Consider the following 23,727-nt stretch of genomic DNA (forward strand, 5'->3'; position numbering starts at 1 on the left):
AGAAAGGCAGGCCGGCCATGAGTGTCCGTTCCCGTGACCCGTTCCAGAGCCTGTGGGCAGAACTCGGGGTCAACTCGCCGACCATGCTGCACCGTGGTGACGCGTCCGTCCTCTACCAGGCCAGGAGCGATGGGAGCGGGATCGGCCGTCCGGTGGTGGTCAAGCTCCTGAACGCCCGGTCGCCTTCAGGGGGGCGCGACGAGGTCGGCCTGTGGCGCCCGCTCTCCGTCCACAAGGGGATACAACCGATCCTGCGGTCCGGCCTCACCGGCTCCGGGCGTTCCTACGTGGTCACGGAGTACTGCGCTGACGGTAGCTACGACCGGGTCCTGAAGAGCAGCGGCCCCCTCCCCGTCGGCGAGGCCGTCGCGGTCGGGGAGCGGATCGCGCGCGGCCTCAAGGCCGTGCACACGCACGGGTTGCTGCACCACGCGGTCACGCCCGAGAACATCCTCCGCACGCGTTTCGGTGCCGCCCTGATCGACTTCGGTGCCGCGCAACCTCTGGACCGCCCGTTCCCGCCGGTCTACTACACGGCGCGCACCCTGGAGCACGCGCCCCCGGAAGAGCTGCTCGGCGGCCATCCCAGCCCGGCTTCGGATGTCTACCGGCTCACCTCCGCCCTGTGGACCCTGCTAGCGGGGCACGCCCCCTTCGCCGGCGCGGACGGCGCACCGGTCAGCCAGGATGTGTACCGGTTCCGCCTACTCAGCGCCCCGGCGCCGCCGGTCCCGCGCAACGACCTCCCCGACTGGCTCCGCGCCATTCTCGCCCAAGGCCTGGCCAAAGAGCCGGACCAGCGCATTGCCAACGCGGACGACCTGCGCCGGGCGCTCAGCCAGGAGTCGGCGCCCCCGCCCCCCGCCGCGTTGCCAGACGCGCCCGTGACCAATGAGGACGCCCCCTACGCGGGCGCGGACGCCGAGCAACGCGCGGCCCCGTCGAAACCCGCCGGCCGCGAACCGGCCCGGCGTTTCGCGGTTCCGGAAGGCGCGCATGGCGCCTACGGGGCACCGTCCCACGTCCCGTCCGGCCCGCAGGACACGGGTTTCGGTGTGCACCCGCCCGTCGACGTCCCTGTCAGTGCCCCACCACCGCAACGGAGCAGGTCGTCCCGCGTGCGGCCGGTCGCCATCACCGGCGCGGCCGTGCTCGTGGTCCTGGCGGGAGGGCTCGGTGTCGCACGGCTCATGAGCGATGAGTCCGAGACGGAGGAGGCGCGGGCCGAGTCGGAGCAGCCGAAAGGGCCGGAAGAGGAGCCCGATGAGCGGATCTCCGAGGATGACGTGGCCGGCTCGGTGACGACCGAGGAGGAGCAACCCGACCGCGATGCGGAGCTGCCCGACATCGCCCCCACGGGCCTTGAGATCCGCGACGGCACCATCAGCGCGACGCTTTCCTGGACCGACAGCTCCGGCGGAACCGCACCGCACTACGTGGTGGGGGGACCCGTCGGCGAGGAGGCCACAACACTGGCGAACGCCGCTGCCGGTACCTCGGAGGTGGAGGTGAACGGGCTGAACCCCGACGTGGAGTACTGCTTCAAGGTGGTCGCCGTCCAATCCACCGACGAGATGGTCCCCTCCGAAGAGCTCTGCACAACGCGAGACGAGGACGACGAGGACGACGACGCGTGACCGGAGCGCCCGATGCGTACTCACGCGCGCCAGACGTACGGCGGCACAGCGGCGAGACCAGCCACGCGCTCAGATTCCGGTGGGCCCGGGGGCCGGCCGCTGCGCACCGGAGGTGCGCTCTCCCGGCGCCGCTCCCGCCGGGTGCGCGCGGGCAGCCTCCTCGCACGCGTTTCTGATCTGCGTCAACGCCCGCTTCGCCTTCCTGGGAAGGCGTACCTGGTCGGCGTCGGTGCTGTCGACGTGCACCAGAGCGGGGACGAAGGGGAAGCGGACGATACTCCCCACCGCGTCCTCCAGTACGCGCAACGACGCCGCGACCTCGGGCGGTTCGGAACCAGCCGCGTCCGCGACGAGGACCAGCGCGGCGCAGTGCAGACGGTTCTCCCGGATGAGGTTGGCGGCGCCCATGGTCTGGGTGGTCGAGATCGCGTCCACCCGGGTGACAAGCACGAGCGGCCGTCCGAACGCGCTGAGCGTACCGCGCTCCGGGGTGTAGGCCCCGAGATCCCACGGCGTTGCCAGCAGCACGCGAAACGTGGTGGCGCCGGCGCCCCTGTGGCAGCCGAGCAGCACCGGCTCCGCGGCCCAGTCGGCAGGTAGCTCCGGGCCACTGCGCGCCTGTTCGGTGCCTGGTTCGGCAACTCTGCGACGTACCATTATCTCAGCCTCCGGCAGGCAGGGCAGCGGATCGGGCAGGGCTCTCGGGGACGCCGGCCACTCCCGTGGGCGAGTGTTCGACTGGCGAGAGCATCCGACCTGTGCCTCGACGGTTGGGGAACGAGAACCGAGCCGTGCGTACCCCGGCACCAACCGCGCGGGCGCGCGCCGAGCATACACCCGGACGCTGTGCCGGACACCGGTGGCGGTGCGGCGGGCCCGCATCGACCACAGCGGCATGGCCGCGGCCGGTGGCGGCCGGGAGCCGCGCGCCCCGCCCGCACGCCGCGGCGAGCGCGCCGCCGGTCCAGAAACCCGCGTTGCCGACTACCGCCGCCGTGTCGGCCTCCTTGCCGGAAACTACCCGAAAGGGTAACGCGCCCGGCAGGATCATTTCTTTAGGCTTTGGACACCAGCAGCCCACCGCTTCGTTACCCCGGCCGGAGTCTCCGCAACGGAAATTCACCGGCCGGGCGTATCCGTGCCGGGTCAACGAAAAGCCATCAGAGGAACGAGGAAGGTGAGCCGGTGTACAGCCTCCACAAACTGCTGTGGGACATTCGCAAGGACCCGGACCTGGCGGATCGGTACCGCGCTGATCCGGACCCGATACTCGATTCCTACGGTATTTCGGGCGAGGACCGTACCGCCATGCGCGAACTCGACTTCAAGGCCATGTACGAGCGCGGGTTCAACCCCTACCTGATCTATTTCTGCGCGATCCAGTTGAAGGTCGACCGTGCTGACTACTACGCCCAGATACGGGGGGAGAAGAACTGATGGCCCAGACCACCGGACGTGTGGTGGGTGCGTTCACCGCTTCGCATTCACCCGGCATAACGGGATGGCCCGAACGCGCGGAACCCGCGAAGCGCGCGGCCGTGGAGTCCGCTTTCGCGGAGGCGCGCAGCCGGATCGACGCGCTCGCGCCCGACGCGGTTGTCGCTGTTTCCGTCGAGCATTTTACCAATTTCCACCTGGGAAACCTTCCAGCATTCGCCGTCGCGACGAGCGACTCGTACCTGGGGCCGGTCACCAAGGAAATGGGTGAGTTCCTCAACGTGGCACAGCACCAGTATCCGGGGCACTCCCGGCTCGGCCGGCACATGTACGAGTTCGCTCTGGAATCGGATTTCGACCCCGCCCTGGTGGAAGGCGGCCTGGAATTCGACGAGAACTTCTGCGTTCCCTTCAAGCACCTCGATCCCGAGTCGAAGTACCCCCTCGTCCCCATCATCGTCAACGGCGTCAACCCGCCCTGGCCGACCGTGCGGCGCTGCCACGACTTCGGCAGGATGATCCGCCGCGCGGTCGAGGCGCAGACCGAGGCCCAGCGCGTGGTCGTCATCGGAACGGGCGGCCTGTCCCACTGGGTCGGGCTGCCGGAGTCGGGCCAGATCAACACGGAGTTCGACCGCGACTTCATCGGCCGGTTCGAGAGCGGTGACGAGAGCCGCCTCCTCTCCTACACCGCGGAGGAGATCGATGCCGCCGGAAACGGCGCCCACGAGATCCGGACGTGGCTCGTCGCGGCGGGCTCGGTCCAGGTGCCGTTCGACGTCCTGGCCTACGAGCCCGTCCCCGAGTGGCTCACCGGGACCGCGGTCGCGGCGGCGCGGGTCTGAACCCCGCCACCCGGCCCACGGACATCCCGCGAACCCCGTTCAGTACCAAGAAGAAGGCAGGACCTGATGAGTAGCAAACTTCCCAAGGTGACCGGTCGCGACATGCGAGGCGTCATGGCCTATCCCCCTACGCCGGCGCTTCCGGGCGCGGACCGGGTGGACGCGGAGAACACCGTGAACCTCGCGGAGTCCGAGCGCATGATCCGGTCCCTCATCCGTGATGGCGTGGACGCGATCGCCACCAACGGCACTCTGGGCGAGATGGGCACGCTGACCCTGGAGGAGTGGAAGGCCTACGCCACGTGCGTGGTCGAGACCGCGCGTTCCGAGGACCCGGACTTCCCCATCTTCGTCGGTGCCACCACCCTCAACACCCGCGACACCATCGCGCGGATGAGGTTCCTGGCGGACATCGGGGCCACCGGGACCCTGCTCGGCCGTCCCATGTGGGGCGACATGGTCGCGCCGATCATGGAGAGGTTCTACCGGCACGTCGCCGAGGCCGTGCCCGAGCTGGCCATCGTCGTCTATGACAACACGGCCGCCTTCGGCGGGGTCATCCCGCGCTCCGTCTACCGCACTCTCGTTGAGCTTCCGCAGGTCGTGGCGGTCAAGTACGCCGGGGGAGCGTCGGTCGGCTTCCGCTACCACAACGACATGGCCCACACCCGGACAAGCTTCCCCCTGATGCCGATCGAGACCGACTGGTTCCCGGCCTGGGAGATGTACGGCGAGGAGCTGGTCGGAATGGCGTGGTCGTCGACCACCGCCATGGGCCCCGCTCCCGTCCTCGCGCTGCGCGACGCCCTCCGCGAAGGGCGCACCGAGGACGCGCGCTGGCTGACGGAGCGTCTGCGGTGGGCCCACGAGCCCTTCATCGTCGGGCAGGACTTCTTCGAGTTCGCGAAGTACAACATCCCCCTCGAGAAGATCCGCGTCAACGCCGCCGGTTACATGGACGTCGGCAAGAGCCGGGTGCCCTACACCGAGGACCTTGTTCCCGAGGTCCACCACCGGACGACGATGGAGCACGTCGAGCGCTATAAGCAGATCACCGCCGAGATCGAGGCGAAGCTGGGCTCCTCCTCGTCCCGGAACGCCGAGAGGGTGTGAGCCATGGCGACGAGACCCATTGGTTCCGGCGCCGAAGCGGAGCTCGAAAGGATCAGGGAGGGTGTGCCGCACGGGCGTTTCCCGGCGCACGTCTTCAACGACCAGGAGATCTTCGACGTCGAGCAGGAGCGCGTCTTCGCGAAGGCCTGGTGCTTCCTGGCCCACGAGTCCGAGATCCCCAACCGCGGTGACTACGTCACGCGCTACATAGCGAACAACAACCTGATCGTCGCCCGCGCTGAGTCGGGGGAGATCCACGCCAGTCTCAACATGTGCCGCCACCGCGGCAACATGATGTGCAAGTCCGAGATGGGCAACGCCTCGCACTTCCGTTGCTCGTACCACGGATGGGTGTACAAGAACTCCGGGGAGCTTGTCGGGGTCCCCTACATGAAGGAGGGCTACGAGGGCAGGCTCGACAAGCGCGACTGGGGCCTGATCAAGGTACGTACCGAGACCTACGCGGGCCTGGTGTTCGGAACGCTCGACCCGAACGCCCCGCCGCTTGACGAGTACCTCGGAGGGTTCCAGTTCTACCTGGACCTCTACCTCAAGCAGGGAAGTTCGGGCAGCGAGGTGCACGGTCCCCCCGACCACTGGGTGACCGAGACCGACTGGAAGATCGCCGCCGAGAACTTCTCCGGGGATGGCTACCACACTCCGGTAGCCCACCAGTTCGGGTTCAACCTCGGCTACTTCGCCTCCTCCGGGTCGACGCACAGCCAGGGCTGGGCCGCGAGCATCCCCGGCAGGGGGCACGGTATCGGGCTCGGGCACACGCCGGGTTTCCCGCCCTTCGCGGGATTCCCGGAGGAGCTGGCCGACGAGATGCGCCGCAGCCTGTCGCCGGAACAGGTCGAGGTCTTCTCCCAGACCCGGACCGCGGTCGGAACGGTGTTTCCCAACCTGTCCTTCCTGATGCAGCCGTTCAGTATCGTCCCGGGGGAGGCGGGGGTGCGGTTCGTGACCATGCGCCTCTACCACCCGATCGGTCCGGGCAGGACCGAGATGTACTCCTGGTGCCTGGTCCCCAAGGACGCCTCGGAGGAGTACAAGCGGGAGGCCTACCGCGCCTACACGCTGGCCTTCGCCCAGGCGGGGACCTTCGAGCAGGACGACCTGGAGAACTGGGCGCGCGTGACCCGTTCGGCCGGGTCGAACATGGCCAGGGACGTCGAGTTCCCCTACGTAATGGGAATGGACAGCGTCCCCGACCCCGACTTCCCCGGACCCGGACACGTGGTCAAGCCCTACGTCAACGACTCCAACTTCCGGAACCTGTGGTCCCGGTGGTCCGACTACATGACCGGACGGGAGTGATCGGCGTGGCATCGGAGAAACCGGACCGGGACACGGTCCTCGACGTCACCGACTTCCTGTACAGGGAAGCCCTCGCGCTCGACGAACGCAGGTACCGGGACTGGCTCGACCACCTGGCGGACGACGCCAGGTACGTCGTGCCGCTCCGGGTGACCCGGGAGGGCCAGGCCGACTGGGAGGTCTCGCCGACGTCCCGGATCTTCGACGACGACAAGCGGACGCTCACGTTGCGGGTCGAGCGGCTCGAAACGGACTTCGCCTGGGCCGAGCAGCCACCGTCGCGCACGCGGCACTACGTCACGAACATCGTGGCCGACCCGGGCGAGCGCGCGGACGAGCTCCTCGTGTCCTCGAACTGCCTCATCTACCGCAGCCGGGGCGACAGCATCGAGCCGAACTTCTACTCGATCGCCCGCAAGGACACGATCCGCCGCGTGGACGGCGGGCTGCTGCTGGCGCGGCGCTACGCGGTAATCGACCAGTCCGTCATCAACGGGCACAACCTGTCGATCCTCCTCTGAGCACAAGGAGCGCACCCATGAGTGAGGCCGTTCCCACCCCCCAGGCGGAAAACCCGGACGACGGCGAGGTTCTCCACTACCCCCGCGACGGAGGCAACGAGGGACCCATCGTCATCGCCAACGAGTTCGTCGACGTCGTCGTACGCAAGGTCGAGACCCGCAACGGGATGCGGCTGGAGATCTACTCGCCCAGGCGCAACGCGTGTGTCCGCTTCGACGCGGTGGCGCTGGACTGTCTGAGCTACCAGGAACCGGAGTTCATCACGTCCCTGCTGGCGCGGAACCCGGGACCATGAGCGGGGCTTTCGCGGGGCTGAGCATGCTGGTCACCGGGGGCGGATCGGGTATCGGGCAGGCGGTCTGCGAACGCTACCTGGCCCTCGGTGCCCGCGTCACGGTGCTGGAGAGATCCCCCGAGCACGCCGACATGCTGCGCCGCAGCGGTGCCGACCGGCTCCGGGTGATCGCCGGCGACGCCACGGACTCCGAGGTCCTGGCCGAGGCGTTGGACATCGCCCGCGGCGACGACGGCGGCCTCGACCACCTCACCAGCTGTGTCGGGGTGTTCGACCACTACGTGTCCGTCCGCGAGCTCACCCCGGCGGAGCTGGAGTCGGCGGGCAACGAGATGTGGCACACCAATGTCCTCAGCGCGCTGAAGGCGGTCAACGTGTGTTTCGAGGCGCTTAGCGCGGCCCGCGGCTCGGTGACGCTGACCCTGTCGGAGTCGGCGTTCCACCCGCGTGGCGGCGGCGTGCTCTACGGCAGCTCGAAATGGGCACTCCGGGGTGTCGTGGACCACCTCTCGGCCGACCTCGCGCCGCGGGTCCGGGTCAACGGTGTCGCGCCGGGCGGGACCGGTGGCACGCGTTTCGGCGGACTGCGGACCCTCGGCCAGGAGATGACCGCCGACCGGGTCGAGGGGCGCGACGAACGCATCGCCCGGAGCAACGTCCTCGGGGTCACACCACAACCCCGGGACCACAGCGGCGCCTACGCCTATCTCGCCGATCCGGGGGCCGCCCGGGTCGTCACGGGGGTCGTTATCAATACCGATGCCGGAAGTGGCACATGGACGTAACCGGGAACGCCGCCAACGGGGCGGAGGTGGTGGGGGCGACACTCGCCGACCGCGGGATCGACACCGTCTTCGGGGTCGTGGGCAGCGGCAACTTCGTCGCCACCGACGCGCTCGTGCAAAGCGGGGCCCGCTTCTTCGGGGCCCGCCACGAGGCGGGTGCCCTGGCGATGGCCGACGCCCACTGGCGGACCACGGGACGGCTCGCCGTCTGCAGCGTCCACCAGGGGCCGGGCCTGACCAACACCCTGACGGCACTCGCGGAGGCCGCGAAGAGCCGGAGCCCGGTCGTGGTCCTCGCGGGGGCGACATCGGCCGGCATGACCAGTTCCAACTTCTACCTCGACCAGTCCGCGCTGGTCACCGCCGCGGGCGGGATCGCCGAGCATCTCCACCGGCCCGACACGGTCGCGGCCGACACGGCCCGCGCCTGTCGCCGGGCACTCGACGAGCACCGCCCCGTCGTCCTCAACATGCCGCTGGACGTGCAGGCGTCCACCGCGTCCGCACTCGGCGGCGCCGCCGCGCCCCTCCGGCCGGCGGGGCGCCCGCGACCAGCGGCCCACGTCGTCGCGGAACTGGCGCAGGACCTGCTGTCCGCCCGGCGCCCCGTGCTCCTCGCGGGCCGAGGCGCCTGGCTGTCGGGGGCCCGTGAGGCGACCGCCGAACTGGCCGACAGGATCGGGGCGCGCCTCGCGACGACCGCGGTCGTCAAGGGCATGTTCGCCGGGCACCCCCGCGACGTCGGTATCGCGGGAGGGTTCTCCACCTCCACCGCCGTGCGGACCCTGGAGTCCGCCGACCTGATCCTGGCGCTGGGAGCCTCGCTCACGACGTGGACGACGCGCGGCGACACGGTCTTCCACGGGCAGGTCAAGGTGGTCCAGGTCGACCGGGAGCAGAGCGCTCTCGGCCGCAATGAGAACGTCGGCACCGGCATCGTCGCGGACGTCGACGCCACGGTACGCGCGCTGCTGGCCGAGGTCGGGGACCGCCCTTCCGCGAGCGAGCTCGGCCGGGTCGAGCGGCCCGGCGGCCCTGCTCCGTACGGCCCCTCCGCCGAGGGCACGTGCCATCCCGCCGACATCACCGCCCGGTTGGAGGAGCTGTTACCCGCCGAGCGCTCCGTCGTGCTGGACGGTGGTCACTTCATCGGCTGGCCGGCGATGGGCTGGTCCGTGCCCGACCCCGCCGGGTTCGTCTTCACCAGTGCGGGGTTCCAGTCCATCGGGTTGGGCCTGGGTGCCGCCGTCGGCGCGGCCATCGCCAGACCCGACCGGCTCACCGTCCTCGCCACCGGCGACGGCGGGTTCCTCATGGCGGTATCCGAACTGGAGACCCTCGTACGCCTGGACCTGGACGTCCTCGTCGTGGTCTACAACGACCGCGCCTACGGCGCCGAGGTCCACCATTTCCTCGACTACGGCTCGGGGCTCGATCTCGTGCGGTTCCCGGAAACCGACATCGCGGGGCTGGCCCGGGGCGCCGGGGCACGGGCGGTCACCGTCCGGGAGCACGCCGACCTCGCCCAGGCCGCCGAATGGTTCGCCGAACCGCGCGGCGTCCTCGTCCTCGACGTCCGGATCGATCCGGCGGTGGTCGGCCCCTGGGCCGAACAGGACTTCGCCGGGCACTGACCCACCGGCCCGCGCGACGGGGGGCGGTGAGGAGCCGGAGGGTTGAGGGGTGGGTTCCGCGCGCAAGCACCCGGCCGTTCCCCATCGAGGGTGACCGTGCAGACATTCTCGGCGCCGAGAATGTCTGCACGGTCACCCTCGACACGCAATGGCGCGGCGCAGGGCCGGTTTCCGCCCCGAGAACGCCCGCACCACCCCCGTCGCACGCGCCACCGGCGGGCACCCGCACCGATGACTGCGGGCCAGCCCACCCACCGTCTTCGCTGCCTCGCTGGACGCGCCACCACGCGCCCACCGCAGCGATGGGCACCTACCCAGACCATCCGCCATCGTCGCCGCCTCCGTTGGACGGCGCACCACGCACCCACATCACCGATCTAGCTGATTCCAGCGGCACTTTGTACCCGAACGGGTCACGACCAGCCACTTAGCAATGAGTAATGTCCCTGCACACGCTCGCTGCGGACTCGGGAACCGCCAAAGCTTCCCGCTCGATCCCGCCGCTTGCCGCTAACCAAACCCTGGAGATCGAGATGTCTCGAATGAACCGTTCTATTACGGCAATCACCGCGTCGGGCACCGCGCTCCTGCTCTCCGCGTGTATGGGCGGAGGGGGCAGTGCCGGCTCTGATGACGAGATCGAGCTGAGCTACGCGTTCTTCGCGCCGGCCGAGTCGTTCCCGGGCGTGCAGATGGAGGAGTGGGCCGACCGGATCGCCGAGGAGACCGACGGGCAGGTGACGGTCGAGACCTACCCCGGCGGAACACTGATGGAGGCGGGCGACATCTACGACGGCGTGTCCGAGGGGGCGGTGGACGTCGGTTTGGACTCCCCGGCCTACGACAGCAGCCGGTTCGCGTTCTCCTCGGTGATCAACCAGCCGGTCGGGATCGAGAACGCGCAGGTGGCCAGCGCCACGTTCCTCGACCTCCTGCTGGAGTACGAGCCCGCGGAGTTCGAGGACTACCAGATCCTTACCGCGTTCACCACGGAACCGGCCTACCTGCAGACGGAGAAACCGGTCGAGAGCATAGCGGACCTCGAAGGACAGGACCTCCGCGGCTCCGGCGCGTCACTGCCCATGCTGGAGTCCCTCGGGGCGGCGCCGGTGAGCCTGTCCATGTCGGAGGTCGCCGAGAACCTTGAGATCGGCACCATCAACGGCTACGTCTCCTCGCGTGAGGTACTGCGCGACTTCGGGCTCGCCGAGCAGGTCGGACACGTCACCGACTATCCCTTCGGCGTTTCGAACAGCTTCGTGGCCGTCATGGACAAGGAGGACTTCGACGCCCTCCCCGAGCAGGTCCAGGAATCCATCCTCGACCTGCGCGAGGAGATGACGACCTTCGCCTCGGAGTACCACGACGAGACCAACGTCGGGGAGGCCCTCGAATGGGCGGACAGTGAGCACGGCGTGCAGACGCACGAGCTCGACCCGGAGGTCCGCGACGAGCTGGACGCGGAGATGGAGCAGCTCGCCGAGGACTGGGTCGCCGACCACTCCAACGCCGACTTCGACGCCCAGGAGGTGCTGGACCGCATGCGCGAGCTGGCCGACCAGCACGCCGAGGAGCTCGGTCCCGAGGACTCGCAGTGACGGGTCTTGTCACCGCGACGGACCGGTTCGCGCGGTTCCTCGCCCACATCGGTGGCGCGGCGCTGGTCGCGATGATGCTGGTGCTGGTCGCCAACATCGTTCTGCGGACGTTCACCGCACCGATCCCGAGCACCTTCGAGGTGGTGTCGATGGCGGCCGTCGTGGTCAGCGCGATGGCGCTCGGTGAGGCGCAGGTCCACAAGGCGCACGTCTCCGTCGACATCGTCACCAGCCGGTTGGGCAGGCGTCTCCGCCTTGTCATAGGAGCCGTCGTGACGATCGCCTCGTTCGCGCTGTTCGTCCAGTTGGGGCTCAGCCTGCTCGGATACGGACTCACCGAGTACGAGACCGGTTCCGCCACCGAGGCCCTGCGCGTTCCGCACTGGCCGCTGGTGTTCCTGCTGCTCGCCGGTGTCGTCGGTCTGCTCGTCGCCTTCCTCGGCGACCTCGGCCGCATCATCCGGTCATGGCGTTGGCCGTCGTCCGAAGCGGACCTCTGGTGACCAGCTCACCGGTGGCTCGCGGACGTCGATCGCTGTCCCCCCGCGCTGAACGGAGCACCTCGTGACCCCGACACTTGTGGCGGTCCTCGGGATCGTCATCATGCTGGGCATTCTCTTCCTGCGGATGCCGGTGTCCTTCGCCATGCTCGGTGTCGGCTTCGTCGGCGCCGTGCTCATCACCGACGTCGACTCGGCGCTGCACCTGATGGCGTCGGACATCTACGGGCAGTTCTCCAGCTACACGATGGCGGTCGTCCCGCTGTTCATCCTCATGGGACAGATCGTCTTCCGCACCGGGATGAGCAGGAGGCTCTTCGGAGCCGCCTATACGTGGATCGGGCATCTTCCCGGGGGTGTGGCCGCGACGACCATCGCCGCGAGTATCGGCTTCTCGGCCGTCTCCGGATCGAACTCGGCCTCGACCGCGACCATCGGCGCGGTGGCCCTGCCGGAGATGAAGAAGTACGGCTACAGCCAGCGGCTCGCGGGGGGATCGGTCGCGGTCGGAGGGACCCTGGGGATCCTCATCCCGCCATCGACCGCGCTCATCATCATCGCGGTCCAGTCCCAACAGTCCATCACCAAGCTCTTCCAGGCCGCGCTCGCCCCGGGGCTCCTCGTTGGCGTGCTGCTGCTGGCCACCGTCTTCGCCATGTGCTGGTTCAGACCGGAGCTCGGCCCACCCGGACCGAAAGCGACCTGGAGGCAGCGGATCACCTCCCTTGGCGGTGTGTTCCAGGTCGGTCTGCTCTTCCTCGTCGTTATCGGCGGAATCTTCGCGGGCCTGTTCACGCCGACGGAGGCGGCCGCGGTCGGCGCGCTCGGGGCCATCGTCATCGGCGTCGCGGGGCGAAACCTGACCTGGGCCGTGTTCTGGACGTCGGTCATCGAGACGCTGCGGATCTCAGCGATGGTGATCCTGCTGGTGGCCGGCGCCGTCGTATTCGGCCGGTTCCTCACGCTCAGCCGGCTGCCGTTCGAACTGGCCGCGTGGGTGGCGGACCTGCCTGTCGCGCCGATCGCCATCGTGCTCGCGGTCCTGGCGATCTACCTGGTCGGCGGCGCGATCATGGACGCCCTGGGGTTCCTCGTCATCAGCATTCCGCTGCTGTTCCCGCTGATCACGGAGTTGGGCTACGACGTCGTCTGGTTCACGGTCATCGTCGTCCTGGTCACCACGATCGGAGCGATCACCCCGCCGGTGGGTGTCAACGCCTTCATCACCTCCGGCCTGGACAAGTCCCTGGACGTCGTGACGGTGTTCCGCGGGAGCGTCCCCTTCCTGATCCCGTTCGCCGTGGCGATGGCGGTCTTCCTTGTCTGGCCCGGGACGATCCTCTTCGCGGTCGACTGAGTCCGCGCCCCGGTGTGCCCGAGCCGGGGGCGGCGGACGCTCCGCCGCCCCCGGATCCGGCATGCCTTCGGCGTGCCCGGTCACCCGCCTTGCGCAGGGCCCTGATCTACCCGACCGGGTGATGTTGCCAAGCCGCGACCCGCCGTAGCGTCGCTACCAATCGCAGGTGCCGGTCCTGACGAATCCGGCGAACACGATGGAGAAGGAGGGACCTGTGGCCGACTCGCCGCTTGAGGTCCGAAAGACCTTCGCGCAGGTCGAGGCGATCCGAACCTCGGCAGGCAGATCGGACGGGGAGGAACTCCGCAAGGTCGCCGTCTGCGCGGTCATCAGGAACCCGTACGCGGGACAGGGATACGTTGCCGACCTCTCCGGCCTCATCAACGCCTCGAACGAGCTGGGCCGGTCCCTGGGACTCGAAGCCGTCCGCCTCCTCGCCGAGCCGGTGGAGAGCTACGGCAAGGGCGGCCTCGTGGGGTCGCAGGGGGAACAGGAGCACGTCAACGCGGCTCTGACCGCGGTCTTCGGGGACGCTTTCCGCGAGGCCATCGGAGGCGGGAAAGCCTGGATCACGTCCATGACCAAACCCGCGGTCGCGGGCGACGTCATCGACGTGCCGACCGCCTACAAGGACGACGTCTGGGTGCGCAGCCACTACGACGGCCTGCAGATCCGCGTTCCCGACGCGCCCCACCCAGACGAGCTCGTCGTTATCGGCGTGGTGACCAACCGCGGCCGGCTCAACGCGCGGGTCGGGGGCATGAGCGCCGCCGAAGCCGCCAAGAAGGGCGGAGCACAGTGAACACGCTCGCTGTCACCGGAGCCGCCACCGTCTTCTCGGGCGACGTCGAAGCGCCCATTGTCCACGGAGCGGACACCGTCATCGTCACCGACGGCACGATCAGCAGTGTCGGCAGCGCCCGGGAGCTCAAGGCCGCGATCGACAATGCCGACACCGTCGTGGACGCCCGGGGTTCGACCATCGCGCCGGGACTCGTCGACTCCCATTGCCACGTCGTGCTCGGTGACTACACGCCCAGGCAGAAGACCGTCGACTTCCTCGCCAGCTACGTCCACGGCGGGATCACCAGCGTCGTGAGCCCCGGCGAGATCCACGCTCCCGGCCGCCCGCACACCGCCGTCGGGGTCAAGTCCCTGGCCATCGCCGCACGGACCTGCTTCGAGAACTTCCGCCCCGGCGGGATGACCGTCCACGCCGGATCCGTGGTCCTGGAGCCGACGCTCCGGGAGCGCGACTTCGCCGACCTCCAGGAAGCCGGGGTGGTCCTCGCGAAGTTCGGCTTCGGCCGCTACGAGGACCCCGCCGAGGGCGCCGACCAGGTCAGGTGGGCCAAACAGCACGGCATCACGGTCATGTGCCACTCCGGCGGGGCGAGCATCCCGGGCAGCAAGCCGATCACCCCCGAACACCTGCTGACGCTGGCACCGGACGTCTGCGGCCACATCAACGGCGGACCGACGTCGCTGGACCGCGACGGGGTGGACACGATCATGGACGAGACGGGCATGGCGCTCCAGCTTGTCCAGGCCGGCAACCTCAAGTCGGCCGTGCGCATCCTCGAACGTGCCGCGCGGCAGGACGCCCTGTCCCGGATCGTCATCGGCTCGGATACGCCCACCGGTACCGGCGTCATGCCCCTGGGAGTGATCAAGACCGTCGCCGAGCTCGCGTCGCTGACCGGTATCGACTCCGCGATCGTGTGGGCGGCCGCCTCCGGCAACAACGCCCGGACGTGGAACCTGCCCGCTGGACTGGTCACCGAGGGGCGGGCGGGCGACCTCGTCGTCATGGACGCGCCGTGGGGCTCGACCCGTGGCAACGCGCGCGACGCGCTCGCCGTCGGCGACATTCCCGGAATCTCCGCGGTCATCACCTCGGGGCAGGTCCGCGCGCTGAAGAGCCGGAACACACCCGCTTCCGCGCGCGGCGCGAGCGTTGAGCCGCAGATCCCGCACCTGGAGTCGAGCGCTCACTGAGTCTCGAAGGACGTCACGGAGGTGACAGGACATGTCAATGAAGCTGGTCCTCGACCTGGACGCGTGCCAGGGGTACGCGAACTGCCTGATCGAGAGCCCCGGGCTGTTCGACCTTGACGATCGCACCGACAAGGCCGTGCTGCTGGAGGAGACCCCGGCGGAGGACCGCCGTGCCGAGGCTGAGGCGGCCGTACGAGGATGCCCCGCACGCGCGATCTCCATCGAGAGTTCCTGACGTGCGGCGGATCGCCATCGTCGGGGGGTCGCTGGCCGGGGTGCACGCCGCTGAGGCGCTGCGGCAGCAGGGCTTCGAAGGCGACGTCACGCTCATCTCGGCGGAGAACGAGCTGCCCTACGACAGGCCGCCCCTGTCCAAGGAAGCGCTGCTCAGCGGGGTGGCGATGGAGAAGCTGAGCCTCCGCGCGCCCGAGTGGTACGCGGACAACGCCATCACCACCCGGCTCGGGAACGCCGCCGTCCAGCTCGACACCGAGCGGCGCACGGTCCTGCTCGACGACGGCACGGCAGTGGACTACGACGGCCTCGTCATCGCCACCGGCGCACGGGCACGGCGCCTACCCAGCACCAGGAACGCACCGCCCGTCCAGGTACTCCGGTCGATCGAGGACAGCCTGCGGCTTCGCGAACGCCTGCGGCCCGGCCAGCACCTCGTCCTCATCGGGGCCGGGTTCATCGGACTGGAGATCGCCGCGACCGCCCGGCAGATGGATCTCGACGTGACGGTCGTCGAGGTCGGGCGGGCCCCGCTGAGCCGTGCTCTGGGCGACGAGGTCGGCGACTGGTTCCGCGCCCTGCACGCACGCCACGGGGTGGAGATCGTCTGCACCTGCACCGTGGAGACGATCGAACGCCGCGGTGACGGCGCGGTCCTCACCCTGAGCAACGGGCGTGTCCTCAACGCCGACGTCGTCGTGGCGGGGGTGGGGGCGAGCCCGGTCACCGAATGGCTCGACGGTAGCGGCGTCCAGACGGCCAACGGCGTGGTCTGCCACTCCGACCTGTCGACCTCCGTGCCCGGTGTGGTGGCAGCCGGGGACGTCGCACGCTGGTACAACCCGTTGTTCGACGAGGAGATCCGGGTCGAGCACTGGACGAACGCCGTCGAGCAGGGAAGACGCGCCGCACACACCCTTCTGGGCAATGGAGAGGCCTTCGGGGCGGTCCCGTACTTCTGGACGGACCAGTACGAGGCCCGGATGCGCTTCGTGGGACGCGCGTCAGCGGCGACCGAAGTGGCCGTCAAGGAGCTCAACGACGACAGGCTCGTGGCGTTGTACGGGCGCGACGGCCTGGTACGGGGCGCGGTGTGCGTCAACGTGCCCCGAGAGCTCGCCCGATACCGCACCGCCATCCGGGACCAGGTCCTCTGGGACGACATCGCCCAGGCACAGTCGGCGATCGGCGGCTGAGACTCCCGATCACCTCCCTTGAAAAAACCCTTCCGCAACAACCGCAAGGAGTAGACGTGACCGAGACCAAGACCCAGGGCGACCCCCTGTCCATCATCGAGTTGTTCCCCCAGCACGAGGACTGGTCGCTGCAGACGATGCGCCTGCTCGCCCAGGTCGCGGTCGGGGGCTCCGACCTGTTCGAGTGCGCGCGGACGGCGGCTCGGATCGGCTCCGAGACCACCGACCCCGAGGTCTGGCAGCGGGAGTGGAGCCGGACCGCCAAGGAGACCGCCGAGGCCGGAAACGCCGCCCTGGAAGCGGGCAACATCACGACGGGCCGCCGCGCCCTGTTCCGTTCGATGAGCTACTGGCGGCATTCCGAGTTCTTCCTGCCCTCCACGGATCCGCGCCGGGACGAGGCCTACACCGAGGGGACGCGCAACTTCCAGAAGGCGGCGGAGCTCACCGGCGGGCTGATCGAACGGATCAGCGTTCCCTTCGAGGGGCAGACGATGGACGGCTACGTCGTGCGTCCGGACGCCTCGGGCGAGAAGCGTCCCACGGTGCTCATGCTCGGTGGCGCCGACTCGTGGGCCGAGGAACTGTACTTCCTCGGCGGCACCGAGTTCCCGTCCCGCGGCATGAACGTCGTCATGGTCGACACCCCCGGGCGCGGCAGCTCCCTGCGTTTCAAGAAGATGTACAGCCGCCACGACTACGAGGTGCCCGTGCGGGCCATCCTCGACTTCCTCGCTGAGCGCGACGACGTCGACATTGACCGGATCGGCCTCGCCGGGGTCAGCTTCGGCGGGTACTACGCGCCGCGCGCGGCGGCCTTCGAGCCGCGGGTCAAGGCCGTGGCAGCCTGGTGCGGGACCTGGAGCATCCTGACGGACTTCTACGAGTACTACCCGCCGCTGCAGCAGCAGCTCCAGTGGCTGTCCGGGTCGAAGGACGACGCCGAGGCCCGCGAGAAGCTCGCCCGGTTCACCCTCGACGGTGTCGCCGAGAAGCTGGACATCCCGGTATACGTGATGCACGGCGAGAACGACATCATCATGGACATCAAGGGAGCGCGGCGGTTCGAGGCGGCGCTGGCCGTCGAGGACGTGACCGTCGACTACTACGGCGGAGCGGGCTCGCTGCACTGCAACTACGACTACCTGGCCGTCGCCGCCGCGAAGTTCGCCGACTGGTTCCTGCGCAGAATCTAGAAGTACCCGACTCGTGAGGCCCGCAGAATCCGGGATCGCCGGCGGAACTCTTCCGCCGGCGATCCCGCGCGCTCAGGGCGACCAGGGTTCCGACCGGCCTGGCGTGTGCCGTGCGTAGCAAGAGCAGAGCGATACGAAGTTAATATTAGTTTTTGAGATATTAATGACATTTGCCGCAACGCAGACTACTATCTGAACAGGATCCCTATCGGTCGGCAAATTGGGGGTGGTTCTGTGCGTGGGGACGTCGGCCTCATTAACAACGGGTGCTACAAATTCGCTCGCGAGCTCAACCAGGCGCAGACGGTCGATGAGGTCCGGGAAGTCTACTTCGGCACCGTGGAGGAGGTACTCCCCGCCGACGGAGTCGGTTTCTACCGTTTTGCGGATGGCACGGCCCCGGTGCTGGAGCAGGCTTCGACCCTCAGCGACTTTTTCATGCACACGTATGAGGAGCACGGGCGCCGCGACGATCCCGTGCTTGAGGCGGTCCTTGAGCACGGTCTGCCCGCGGACTCCCACGTGGTGCTGAGCTCATCCCGATGGCACTCGTCCGCGGCGAGGTCGGTCCTGCTCAGTGAGGGTCTCGCCTACTCCATGGAAGCACCGATCATGGAGTCGGGAAGCGTGGTCGGCACCATCAACTTTGCCCGCGCGACCGATGGGCGCCCTTTCTGCGCAGCGGATCTGAGTCTGGCGAGATTCATCAGTGAACACCTCAGCCTGGCCATAGAACGTGCTCAGAGAATGGACGCAGGAAACCGGGAAAATCTAACCCAGGGTGTGCTCGAAAATTTCCCGAACGGTGTCGTCGTAAGTGACCTCCAGGGAAGAAAACTGTTTTTGAACCGGCACGCAAAGCGTGTTATGGGGCGCCCGGACAGCGCCCCGAGATCGTGTCGATCCGCCAGCCTCGAAGGTCTGGTCGACGGTGTGGTGTCCGAATTCGTCAAAGACGGCCGGCAGGCCGGGACGACCAGTGTGCGCGACGATTCGTCCGGCCAGAAGATCATCGTGCGCTCGTACCGCGAACCGGGCAAGGAATCGGTAATCAGCTTTTTGTACGAGTGTTCCGACGAGCAGTCCTCAGCACTTCCGGTATGGGGTGTGCTCTCTCCCCGGGAACAGGAGATCGCGACACTTGTCAGCCAGGGGCTCACAACCAAGCAGATCGCGCAGAAGGCCTTTGTCAGTGAGAACACGGTAAAGCAGCACCTCAAACGGATCTTCGCCAAGACCGACGTGCACAACCGTGCCGAGCTCGTCCAACTCATCTGGTCTTCCCGAGGGACGGTTGCCGAGGCCTGAGCTCCTCTTGGGTTCGGAGCGCCGGGGAGCGGTACAGCCCGGCAAGGGGTGTCCCCGTGTCACGAGTCAACGGTGCGGCACGAAGTGTTGAAAACAAATGACGGTTATGGTTTTATGTTCTTCATCGGGCCAGGCGGCTGGCCCACACCGCGCCGGAAGGCTTCCCATGGACCTGCTCGCCGATTTCCTCGCTTGGGCCTGGCCGCGTCACCTTAACCCGCTGAGCTGGTATATCCGCCCTCTGTTCTTCCTGCCCATCGCCTACTTCTGCTGGAAGCGGCGCCCGGTGGCGCTGACCGTGACCATGGTCGCGATGCTGTCGAGCTTCTTCTGGTTCCCCGCCCCCGAGCCCGGCGACATCGACCCGCAAATGCAGGGCGTGCTGGAGATGGAGAAGCAGCTCTTCGCCGACCCGACCTGGGTCACCTGGGTGAGCCTGGCGATGATCCCGGTCATGCTCGGCGGGCTGTGCGCGGCGTTCTGGTACCGCTCGCTCGGGTGGGGGCTGCTGGTCATCGACGGCGCCCTGGCGTTCAAGATCGCCTGGACGATCGCCAACTCCGGCTCCGACGGGCTGGCCACGGTACTTCCGCTGGGCCTGGGGGCACTTGCCATGACGATCGTGATTATCGCGGTGGCCCGCTGGCGCGGTTACCCCCTCTCCCTCACCAGCGGCGTGCGCGGCGAACACGCACGCGACCCTGAAACCATGTGACGAGAGCGGACACATATAAGCCCAGGAGGACTGACATGCCGCCCGGATTCTCCGCGGAGGAGAAGTCCCGCATCGCCGACCTGCTGATGGAGTCGGGGCGCGAGCTGTTCACCACACTCGGCCTGCGCAAGACCTCCCTGGAGGAGCTCGTCGCCCCAGCGGGCATCGCCAAGAGCAGCTTCTACCAGTTCTTCGACTCCAAAGAAGCGCTGTATCTGGAGCTCATGCTGGCCCAGATGGCGCGGGTGAAGAAGCACGTCATCGACGAAGCGCTGCTGGAGGCTCCCGATATCCGGGAAGGGTTGCGCGGCTTCCTGCGCGCGACCCTCGACACGCTGGCCACCGACCCGCTCTACCGGCGGTTGATGACCCATCCCGAGGAGATGGCCGCCGTGGCGCGCAAACTCGACCCCGCCCGGATCACTGACGCCCCGGACAACCCGGCGCGCGCACTCGCCGAGTTCATCACCGCCAAGCGTGCCTCCGGCGACCTGATCGCCGCTGACCCCGAGGTGATCACCGGCGTCCTGCGGGCGGTCCTGCTGGTGCCGATGCATGCCGACCGGCTGGCCTCGCCCGACCGTTACTCCGAGATCATCGACCTGCTGGTCGACATCGTCTCCGCGGGTCTCACCGCACATCAGGGGTGAGGCCACCGCGGTGAAGGGGCTCAAGCGCACCCGGCTGGCCAACTCCGTGTACGACGCCGGATGGGCGGCGTTCGCGCGCATGCTCCACTACAAAGCCGCCCGCTACGGGCGCACGTGCGTCACGGTGGACCGGTTCCCGGTCTCCTCGTAGACCTGCTCCATCTGCTACAGGGTCGATGGGCCCAAACCATTGCACGTGCGCACCTGGACCTGTTCCGGGTGCGGCACCACCCACGACCGGGATGCCACCGCGTCGACCATCGTGCTCGCCGCTGGACGGAAACTCGCCAGAGCGCGGGAAGCGGAGAGTTGAAACGCCGGGCCCCCGCTGCGAGATCATGGCGAAGCCCTCGCAGTAGGGGCGGGAGGCCGGGTAAGACCACCACCTGTTCGGGTGGGGCACCGGCCGTTGAACCAGGAACCAGCAGGCGCCGTGAGGCGCACCGCGCCGACAGCCGCGAGGCTGCGGGAATCCCCGGGGGCCCGCCCCGAGGAGGACGTCAATCGCGGCGCAGTTGGGGGACCTCACCGGCCGGCAGGGCGGCGAAGTCCGGGAGTTGGCGCAACGCCGCCTCCTCGCCGCCGGGGTTGTAGACCGCGATCAGCCGCATCGGGGTCCAGCCGGTGTTCACGGTGCTGTGGAACATGCCCCGCGGCACGTAGATGACGTCGCCGGGGGAGACGTCGAAGGGCTCCTCGTCGTTGAGCATCTGCCGGCCGGTCCCGGACAGTACGTAGAGCACCTCCTCGGATTCGGGGTGGTTGTGCCGGTCGTGACCCCGGCCGGGGTTGAGCACCACCTCACCGAAGCTCAGCCCGGCCCCGGGGATGCTGTCCGGTTGGACGTACCACTTCGCCGAGCCCCAGTCGAAGGTCATGGTCTCCCGGCTGTGGGGGTCCACCGCTGCGAGTCGCACCTCGTGCCCTCCTGTCCGTTTCGTTGCACCCGATCCCGCGCCCGTTGGCCGGCTCAGCCCGATGCGGACCGCAGCTCCTTGTACCGGCGCATGGTCTGGGTCATCGCGGTCTCCGTTGGCAACCGCTCCATGCTAGAAGCACCGAAGAATCCGGACACCCCGCGGGTGTTGGCCAGTACGTGGCCGGCGTCATCGGGTTCGGCGATCGGCCCGCCGTGGCAGAGCACGAGCACCTCGGGGGAGACCTCGCGGGCGGCGTCGGCGATCTCCTGAACCCGCCGTACCGACTCCTCCAGGGTCAGCGCGGATTGCGCACCGATGGTGCCCGAGGTGGTGAGCCCCATGTGGGCCACCACGACATCGGCGCCGACCTCGGCCATGCGCCGGGCCTGGTCGGTGTCGAAGACGTAGGGAGCGGTCAGCAGGTCCATCTCCCGCGCCTGGCGGACCATCGCCACCTCAAGGTCGAAGCCCATCCCGGTCTCCTCCAGGTTGGCCCGGAAGGTGCCGTCGATGAGGCCGACCGTGGGAAAGTTCTGCACACCGGCGAACCCCAGGGACTTCAGCTCGGCGAGGAAAACCTCCATCCGCCGGAACGGGTCGGTGCCGCACACTCCCGCCAGCACCGGGGTGTCGCGTACCACCGGCAGCACCTCGCGCGCCATGTCCACCACGATCGCGTTGGCGTCGCCGTAGGGCAGCAGGCCCGCCAGCGAGCCGCGCCCGGCCATGCGGTAGCGCCCCGAGTTGTAGATGATGATCAGGTCGCTTCCCCCGGCCTCGGCGCATTTGGCCGACAGGCCGGTGCCCGCGCCGGCGCCGATCACGGTCTCGCCCGCCCCGGCCACGCGGCGCAGCCGGGCGAGTGCCTCGTCACGGTTCACTGGTGGTGCTCCTGGATGAGTTCGGTCAGGCGGTCGGTCATCGCCGCGGCGAACCGCGGGTCGTTGACGTCGGCGTCGAGCTCGTGCAGCTCCACGCGGGCGGGGTCAACCTGTTCGCGCAGCGTGGCGAACAGCGCGGCGTCGGCTTCGGCGTCGTGGAACGGCTGGCCGGCCACCGAGAGCGCGGAGACGCCGCCCAGCGGCAGATAGAGCGCCACCGGCCCGATGGCCTCGTTGAGCCGGGCGGCGATGCGCCGGGCGATCTCGGCGCACTCCTCCGCGGTGGTGCGCATCAGGGTGACGTTGGGGTTGTGGTGGTAGAACAACCGGTCGGCGAAGGCGGCGGGCACGGTGTCCGGCGCGGCGAAGTTCACCATGTCCACCGCGCCCACCGAGACCACCTGGGGCAGGCCGTGGCGGCCGGCCACGCGCAGCCGGTCGTCGCCGGCGCTCATCACCCCGCCGACGAGTTCGTCGGCCAGCTCGGTGGTGGTGATGTCCAGAACGCCCGCGAGGAAGCCGTCGGCGGCCAGCGCCTCCAGCGACTGCCCGCCGGTGCCGGTGGCGTGGAAGACCAGCACCTCGAACCCGGTCCGCTCCAGGTTCTCGCGGGCGGCGGTGACGCTGGGCGTGGTGACACCGAACATGCTCGTCCCCACCAGCGGCCGGGGCGGGACCTCGGGCTCCGCGGCGCCGGCCATGCCCGCGGCGGCCGCCGCGGCGTTGCCGAGGATGCGTGCGGAGAAGCGGTTGATGCCGGCGATGTCGACCACCGAGTACATCATCGCCACGTCCCGCGCCCCCACATAGGGGCGGGTGTCTCCCGAGGCCACCGTGGACACGATGAGCTTGGGCGTGCCGATCGGTAGGGCGGCCATCGCCCGGGCCGCGATCGCTGTGCCCCCGGAGCCGCCCACCGCCAGCACCGCCTGGACCCGGCCCGCCTCGGACAGTCCGCGTAAGGTTGCCGCCGCTCCCTCGGCCATCCGTGCCACGGCCGTACCGCGGTCGGCGGCCGCGCGCAACCGCTCCACCGCGGTGCCGGCGGCCTGGGCCACCTGGGTGGCGGGGACGTCGGGGACGGCCCCCTGCGGCGGGTACACGCCGCAGTCGATCAGCAGGGGCGTGCATCCGGCCGCGCTGAGGCGCTGCCGGAGGAACTCGTACTCCGCTCCCTTGGTGTCCAGCGTGCCGAGCAGCGCGACCGTCGGCGCCATGGGCCCAACTCCTCGGGTGAAGGGATGCTCCAGCCCTTGGACGCTAGACCGGCCGGTTCTGGCGCGTCAATGCCGCGGCGCCCCCGGCGGGTCGCCGTCACCGTGGGCGGCCCCGCGCGGGCGCCGGCGCAGGACCGGCAGGCACACGGACGGTGCTCGGCGCCGCATCCCCCGATCATTAGGTGTCCCCCGTGCAAAAGGGGATGCGGCCGGGAACGGGGACCGTGCACAACAGCGAACGTGACCGGGCACGGTCGCCCTGCTCCGAACCGGGTAGGCACTGTCTACTCCGAACCGGGTAGGCACTGTCATCCGCTGCCGGAGGACGTGCCCGCGTCGCCGGTGCGACGATCGCCGCCAACTACGGAG

General features: G+C 68.9%; 26 protein-coding genes. 22 read left to right on the forward strand and 4 right to left on the reverse strand.

Features of this window, described 5'->3' with window-relative positions; genetic code table 11:
- The first annotated feature begins 17 nt into the window (after positions 1-17).
- Positions 18-1,637 (forward strand): protein kinase domain-containing protein, encoded by a 1,620-nt coding sequence (locus tag F4561_RS09585; RefSeq protein ID WP_184576873.1) that lies wholly within the window; start codon positions 18-20, stop codon positions 1,635-1,637.
- A 69-nt stretch (positions 1,638-1,706) separates the two neighbouring features.
- Here the strand turns inward: F4561_RS09585 and F4561_RS09590 are convergent, their stop codons facing one another.
- Positions 1,707-2,294, reverse strand: coding sequence for a hypothetical protein (locus tag F4561_RS09590; RefSeq protein WP_184576876.1), 588 nt, complete (start codon positions 2,292-2,294; stop codon positions 1,707-1,709).
- A gap of 528 nt (positions 2,295-2,822) precedes the next feature.
- Between F4561_RS09590 and F4561_RS09595 the strand changes: the two genes are divergently transcribed.
- The 21 genes from F4561_RS09595 to F4561_RS33660 all read left to right on the forward strand — a co-directional run bounded on the left by F4561_RS09595 (position 2,823) and on the right by F4561_RS33660 (position 20,653).
- Positions 2,823-3,074, forward strand: coding sequence for a hypothetical protein (locus F4561_RS09595; protein WP_184576879.1), 252 nt, complete (start codon positions 2,823-2,825; stop codon positions 3,072-3,074).
- Positions 3,074-3,919, forward strand: coding sequence for a DODA-type extradiol aromatic ring-opening family dioxygenase (locus F4561_RS09600; protein WP_184576882.1), 846 nt, complete (start codon positions 3,074-3,076; stop codon positions 3,917-3,919). The genes F4561_RS09595 and F4561_RS09600 overlap by 1 nt, the downstream gene beginning before the upstream one ends.
- A gap of 66 nt (positions 3,920-3,985) precedes the next feature.
- Positions 3,986-5,032: a dihydrodipicolinate synthase family protein gene (locus F4561_RS09605; protein WP_184576885.1), complete on the forward strand. Its 1,047-nt coding sequence runs from the start codon at positions 3,986-3,988 to the stop codon at positions 5,030-5,032.
- A gap of 3 nt (positions 5,033-5,035) precedes the next feature.
- Complete coding sequence (locus tag F4561_RS09610; RefSeq protein WP_184576888.1) at positions 5,036-6,352, forward strand: aromatic ring-hydroxylating oxygenase subunit alpha; 1,317 nt, start codon at positions 5,036-5,038, stop codon at positions 6,350-6,352.
- Positions 6,353-6,357: 5 nt separating this feature from the next.
- On the forward strand, positions 6,358-6,873 hold the full coding sequence (locus F4561_RS09615) for a 3-phenylpropionate/cinnamic acid dioxygenase subunit beta (protein ID WP_221445426.1): 516 nt from the start codon (positions 6,358-6,360) through the stop codon (positions 6,871-6,873).
- Positions 6,874-6,890: 17 nt separating this feature from the next.
- Entirely contained in the window at positions 6,891-7,169 is a 279-nt protein-coding gene (locus tag F4561_RS09620; protein ID WP_221445427.1) for a hypothetical protein, read from the forward strand.
- On the forward strand, positions 7,166-7,954 hold the full coding sequence (locus F4561_RS09625) for an SDR family NAD(P)-dependent oxidoreductase (RefSeq protein ID WP_184576891.1): 789 nt from the start codon (positions 7,166-7,168) through the stop codon (positions 7,952-7,954). The genes F4561_RS09620 and F4561_RS09625 overlap by 4 nt, the downstream gene beginning before the upstream one ends.
- On the forward strand, positions 7,945-9,588 hold the full coding sequence (locus F4561_RS09630) for a thiamine pyrophosphate-binding protein (protein WP_184576895.1): 1,644 nt from the start codon (positions 7,945-7,947) through the stop codon (positions 9,586-9,588). The genes F4561_RS09625 and F4561_RS09630 overlap by 10 nt, the downstream gene beginning before the upstream one ends.
- Positions 9,589-10,130: 542 nt before the next feature.
- Entirely contained in the window at positions 10,131-11,186 is a 1,056-nt protein-coding gene (gene dctP / locus F4561_RS09635; RefSeq protein ID WP_184576898.1) for a TRAP transporter substrate-binding protein DctP, read from the forward strand.
- Positions 11,183-11,689, forward strand: coding sequence for a TRAP transporter small permease subunit (locus tag F4561_RS09640; protein ID WP_184576901.1), 507 nt, complete (start codon positions 11,183-11,185; stop codon positions 11,687-11,689). The genes dctP and F4561_RS09640 overlap by 4 nt, the downstream gene beginning before the upstream one ends.
- A 61-nt stretch (positions 11,690-11,750) precedes the next feature.
- A complete protein-coding gene (locus tag F4561_RS09645) occupies positions 11,751-13,043 on the forward strand; it encodes a TRAP transporter large permease (protein ID WP_184576904.1) in 1,293 nt (430 codons plus the stop codon).
- A 214-nt stretch (positions 13,044-13,257) separates the two neighbouring features.
- The gene (locus F4561_RS09650) at positions 13,258-13,845 is read left to right on the forward strand and encodes an amino acid synthesis family protein (RefSeq protein ID WP_184576911.1); all 588 of its coding nucleotides are present in this window, start codon (positions 13,258-13,260) and stop codon (positions 13,843-13,845) included.
- Complete coding sequence (locus F4561_RS09655) at positions 13,842-15,041, forward strand: amidohydrolase family protein (protein ID WP_184576914.1); 1,200 nt, start codon at positions 13,842-13,844, stop codon at positions 15,039-15,041. The genes F4561_RS09650 and F4561_RS09655 overlap by 4 nt, the downstream gene beginning before the upstream one ends.
- 31 nt (positions 15,042-15,072) lie before the next feature.
- Positions 15,073-15,276, forward strand: a complete 204-nt coding sequence (locus F4561_RS09660) for a ferredoxin (protein ID WP_221445428.1) — start codon at positions 15,073-15,075, stop codon at positions 15,274-15,276.
- A 1-nt stretch (position 15,277) separates the two neighbouring features.
- Positions 15,278-16,471 (forward strand): NAD(P)/FAD-dependent oxidoreductase, encoded by a 1,194-nt coding sequence (locus F4561_RS09665; RefSeq protein ID WP_184576918.1) that lies wholly within the window; start codon positions 15,278-15,280, stop codon positions 16,469-16,471.
- 56 nt (positions 16,472-16,527) lie between these two features.
- Positions 16,528-17,667: an alpha/beta hydrolase family protein gene (locus F4561_RS09670; RefSeq protein ID WP_184576921.1), complete on the forward strand. Its 1,140-nt coding sequence runs from the start codon at positions 16,528-16,530 to the stop codon at positions 17,665-17,667.
- Positions 17,668-17,901: 234 nt separating this feature from the next.
- The gene (locus F4561_RS09675) at positions 17,902-18,975 is read left to right on the forward strand and encodes a LuxR C-terminal-related transcriptional regulator (RefSeq protein WP_184576924.1); all 1,074 of its coding nucleotides are present in this window, start codon (positions 17,902-17,904) and stop codon (positions 18,973-18,975) included.
- Positions 18,976-19,141: 166 nt separating this feature from the next.
- On the forward strand, positions 19,142-19,690 hold the full coding sequence (locus tag F4561_RS09680; protein WP_184576928.1) for a hypothetical protein: 549 nt from the start codon (positions 19,142-19,144) through the stop codon (positions 19,688-19,690).
- A gap of 35 nt (positions 19,691-19,725) precedes the next feature.
- Positions 19,726-20,340 (forward strand): TetR/AcrR family transcriptional regulator, encoded by a 615-nt coding sequence (locus F4561_RS09685; RefSeq protein ID WP_184576931.1) that lies wholly within the window; start codon positions 19,726-19,728, stop codon positions 20,338-20,340.
- 10 nt (positions 20,341-20,350) lie between these two features.
- Positions 20,351-20,491: a hypothetical protein gene (locus F4561_RS33655; protein WP_312885202.1), complete on the forward strand. Its 141-nt coding sequence runs from the start codon at positions 20,351-20,353 to the stop codon at positions 20,489-20,491.
- Positions 20,492-20,500: 9 nt separating this feature from the next.
- Positions 20,501-20,653 carry a hypothetical protein gene (locus F4561_RS33660; RefSeq protein ID WP_376773691.1) on the forward strand — a complete coding sequence of 51 codons (153 nt, stop codon included), beginning with the start codon at positions 20,501-20,503 and terminating at the stop codon, positions 20,651-20,653.
- Between the two features lie 187 nt (positions 20,654-20,840).
- Here F4561_RS33660 and F4561_RS09695 read toward each other — a convergent pair whose 3' ends face one another.
- The 3 genes from F4561_RS09695 to F4561_RS09705 are packed head-to-tail and all read right to left on the reverse strand — an operon-like array spanning position 20,841 to position 23,358.
- Positions 20,841-21,257, reverse strand: coding sequence for a cupin domain-containing protein (locus F4561_RS09695; protein WP_312885204.1), 417 nt, complete (start codon positions 21,255-21,257; stop codon positions 20,841-20,843).
- A gap of 53 nt (positions 21,258-21,310) precedes the next feature.
- Positions 21,311-22,141: a phosphoenolpyruvate hydrolase family protein gene (locus F4561_RS09700; protein ID WP_184576934.1), complete on the reverse strand. Its 831-nt coding sequence runs from the start codon at positions 22,139-22,141 to the stop codon at positions 21,311-21,313.
- Positions 22,138-23,358 carry a Tm-1-like ATP-binding domain-containing protein gene (locus tag F4561_RS09705; RefSeq protein ID WP_184576937.1) on the reverse strand — a complete coding sequence of 407 codons (1,221 nt, stop codon included), beginning with the start codon at positions 23,356-23,358 and terminating at the stop codon, positions 22,138-22,140. The genes F4561_RS09700 and F4561_RS09705 overlap by 4 nt, the downstream gene beginning before the upstream one ends.
- Positions 23,359-23,727 lie beyond the last annotated feature (369 nt).

Source organism: Lipingzhangella halophila, assembly GCF_014203805.1.
Taxonomy (GTDB): domain Bacteria; phylum Actinomycetota; class Actinomycetes; order Streptosporangiales; family Streptosporangiaceae; genus Lipingzhangella; species Lipingzhangella halophila.

Excerpts from the sequence above, each read along its gene's own strand:
- F4561_RS09585 (WP_184576873.1), top strand. The coding sequence starts at position 18 with ATGAGTGTCCGTTCCCGTGACCCGTTCCAGAGCCTGTGGGCAGAACTC.
- F4561_RS09590 (WP_184576876.1), bottom strand. The coding sequence starts at position 2,294 with ATGGTACGTCGCAGAGTTGCCGAACCAGGCACCGAACAGGCGCGCAGT.
- F4561_RS09600 (WP_184576882.1), top strand. The coding sequence starts at position 3,074 with ATGGCCCAGACCACCGGACGTGTGGTGGGTGCGTTCACCGCTTCGCAT.
- F4561_RS09605 (WP_184576885.1), top strand. The coding sequence starts at position 3,986 with ATGAGTAGCAAACTTCCCAAGGTGACCGGTCGCGACATGCGAGGCGTC.
- F4561_RS09610 (WP_184576888.1), top strand. The coding sequence starts at position 5,036 with ATGGCGACGAGACCCATTGGTTCCGGCGCCGAAGCGGAGCTCGAAAGG.
- F4561_RS09620 (WP_221445427.1), top strand. The coding sequence starts at position 6,891 with ATGAGTGAGGCCGTTCCCACCCCCCAGGCGGAAAACCCGGACGACGGC.
- F4561_RS09625 (WP_184576891.1), top strand. The coding sequence starts at position 7,166 with ATGAGCGGGGCTTTCGCGGGGCTGAGCATGCTGGTCACCGGGGGCGGA.
- F4561_RS09630 (WP_184576895.1), top strand. The coding sequence starts at position 7,945 with ATGGACGTAACCGGGAACGCCGCCAACGGGGCGGAGGTGGTGGGGGCG.
- dctP (WP_184576898.1), top strand. The coding sequence starts at position 10,131 with ATGAACCGTTCTATTACGGCAATCACCGCGTCGGGCACCGCGCTCCTG.
- F4561_RS09660 (WP_221445428.1), top strand. The coding sequence starts at position 15,073 with ATGTCAATGAAGCTGGTCCTCGACCTGGACGCGTGCCAGGGGTACGCG.
- F4561_RS09680 (WP_184576928.1), top strand. The coding sequence starts at position 19,142 with ATGGACCTGCTCGCCGATTTCCTCGCTTGGGCCTGGCCGCGTCACCTT.
- F4561_RS09685 (WP_184576931.1), top strand. The coding sequence starts at position 19,726 with ATGCCGCCCGGATTCTCCGCGGAGGAGAAGTCCCGCATCGCCGACCTG.
- F4561_RS09705 (WP_184576937.1), bottom strand. The coding sequence starts at position 23,358 with ATGGCGCCGACGGTCGCGCTGCTCGGCACGCTGGACACCAAGGGAGCG.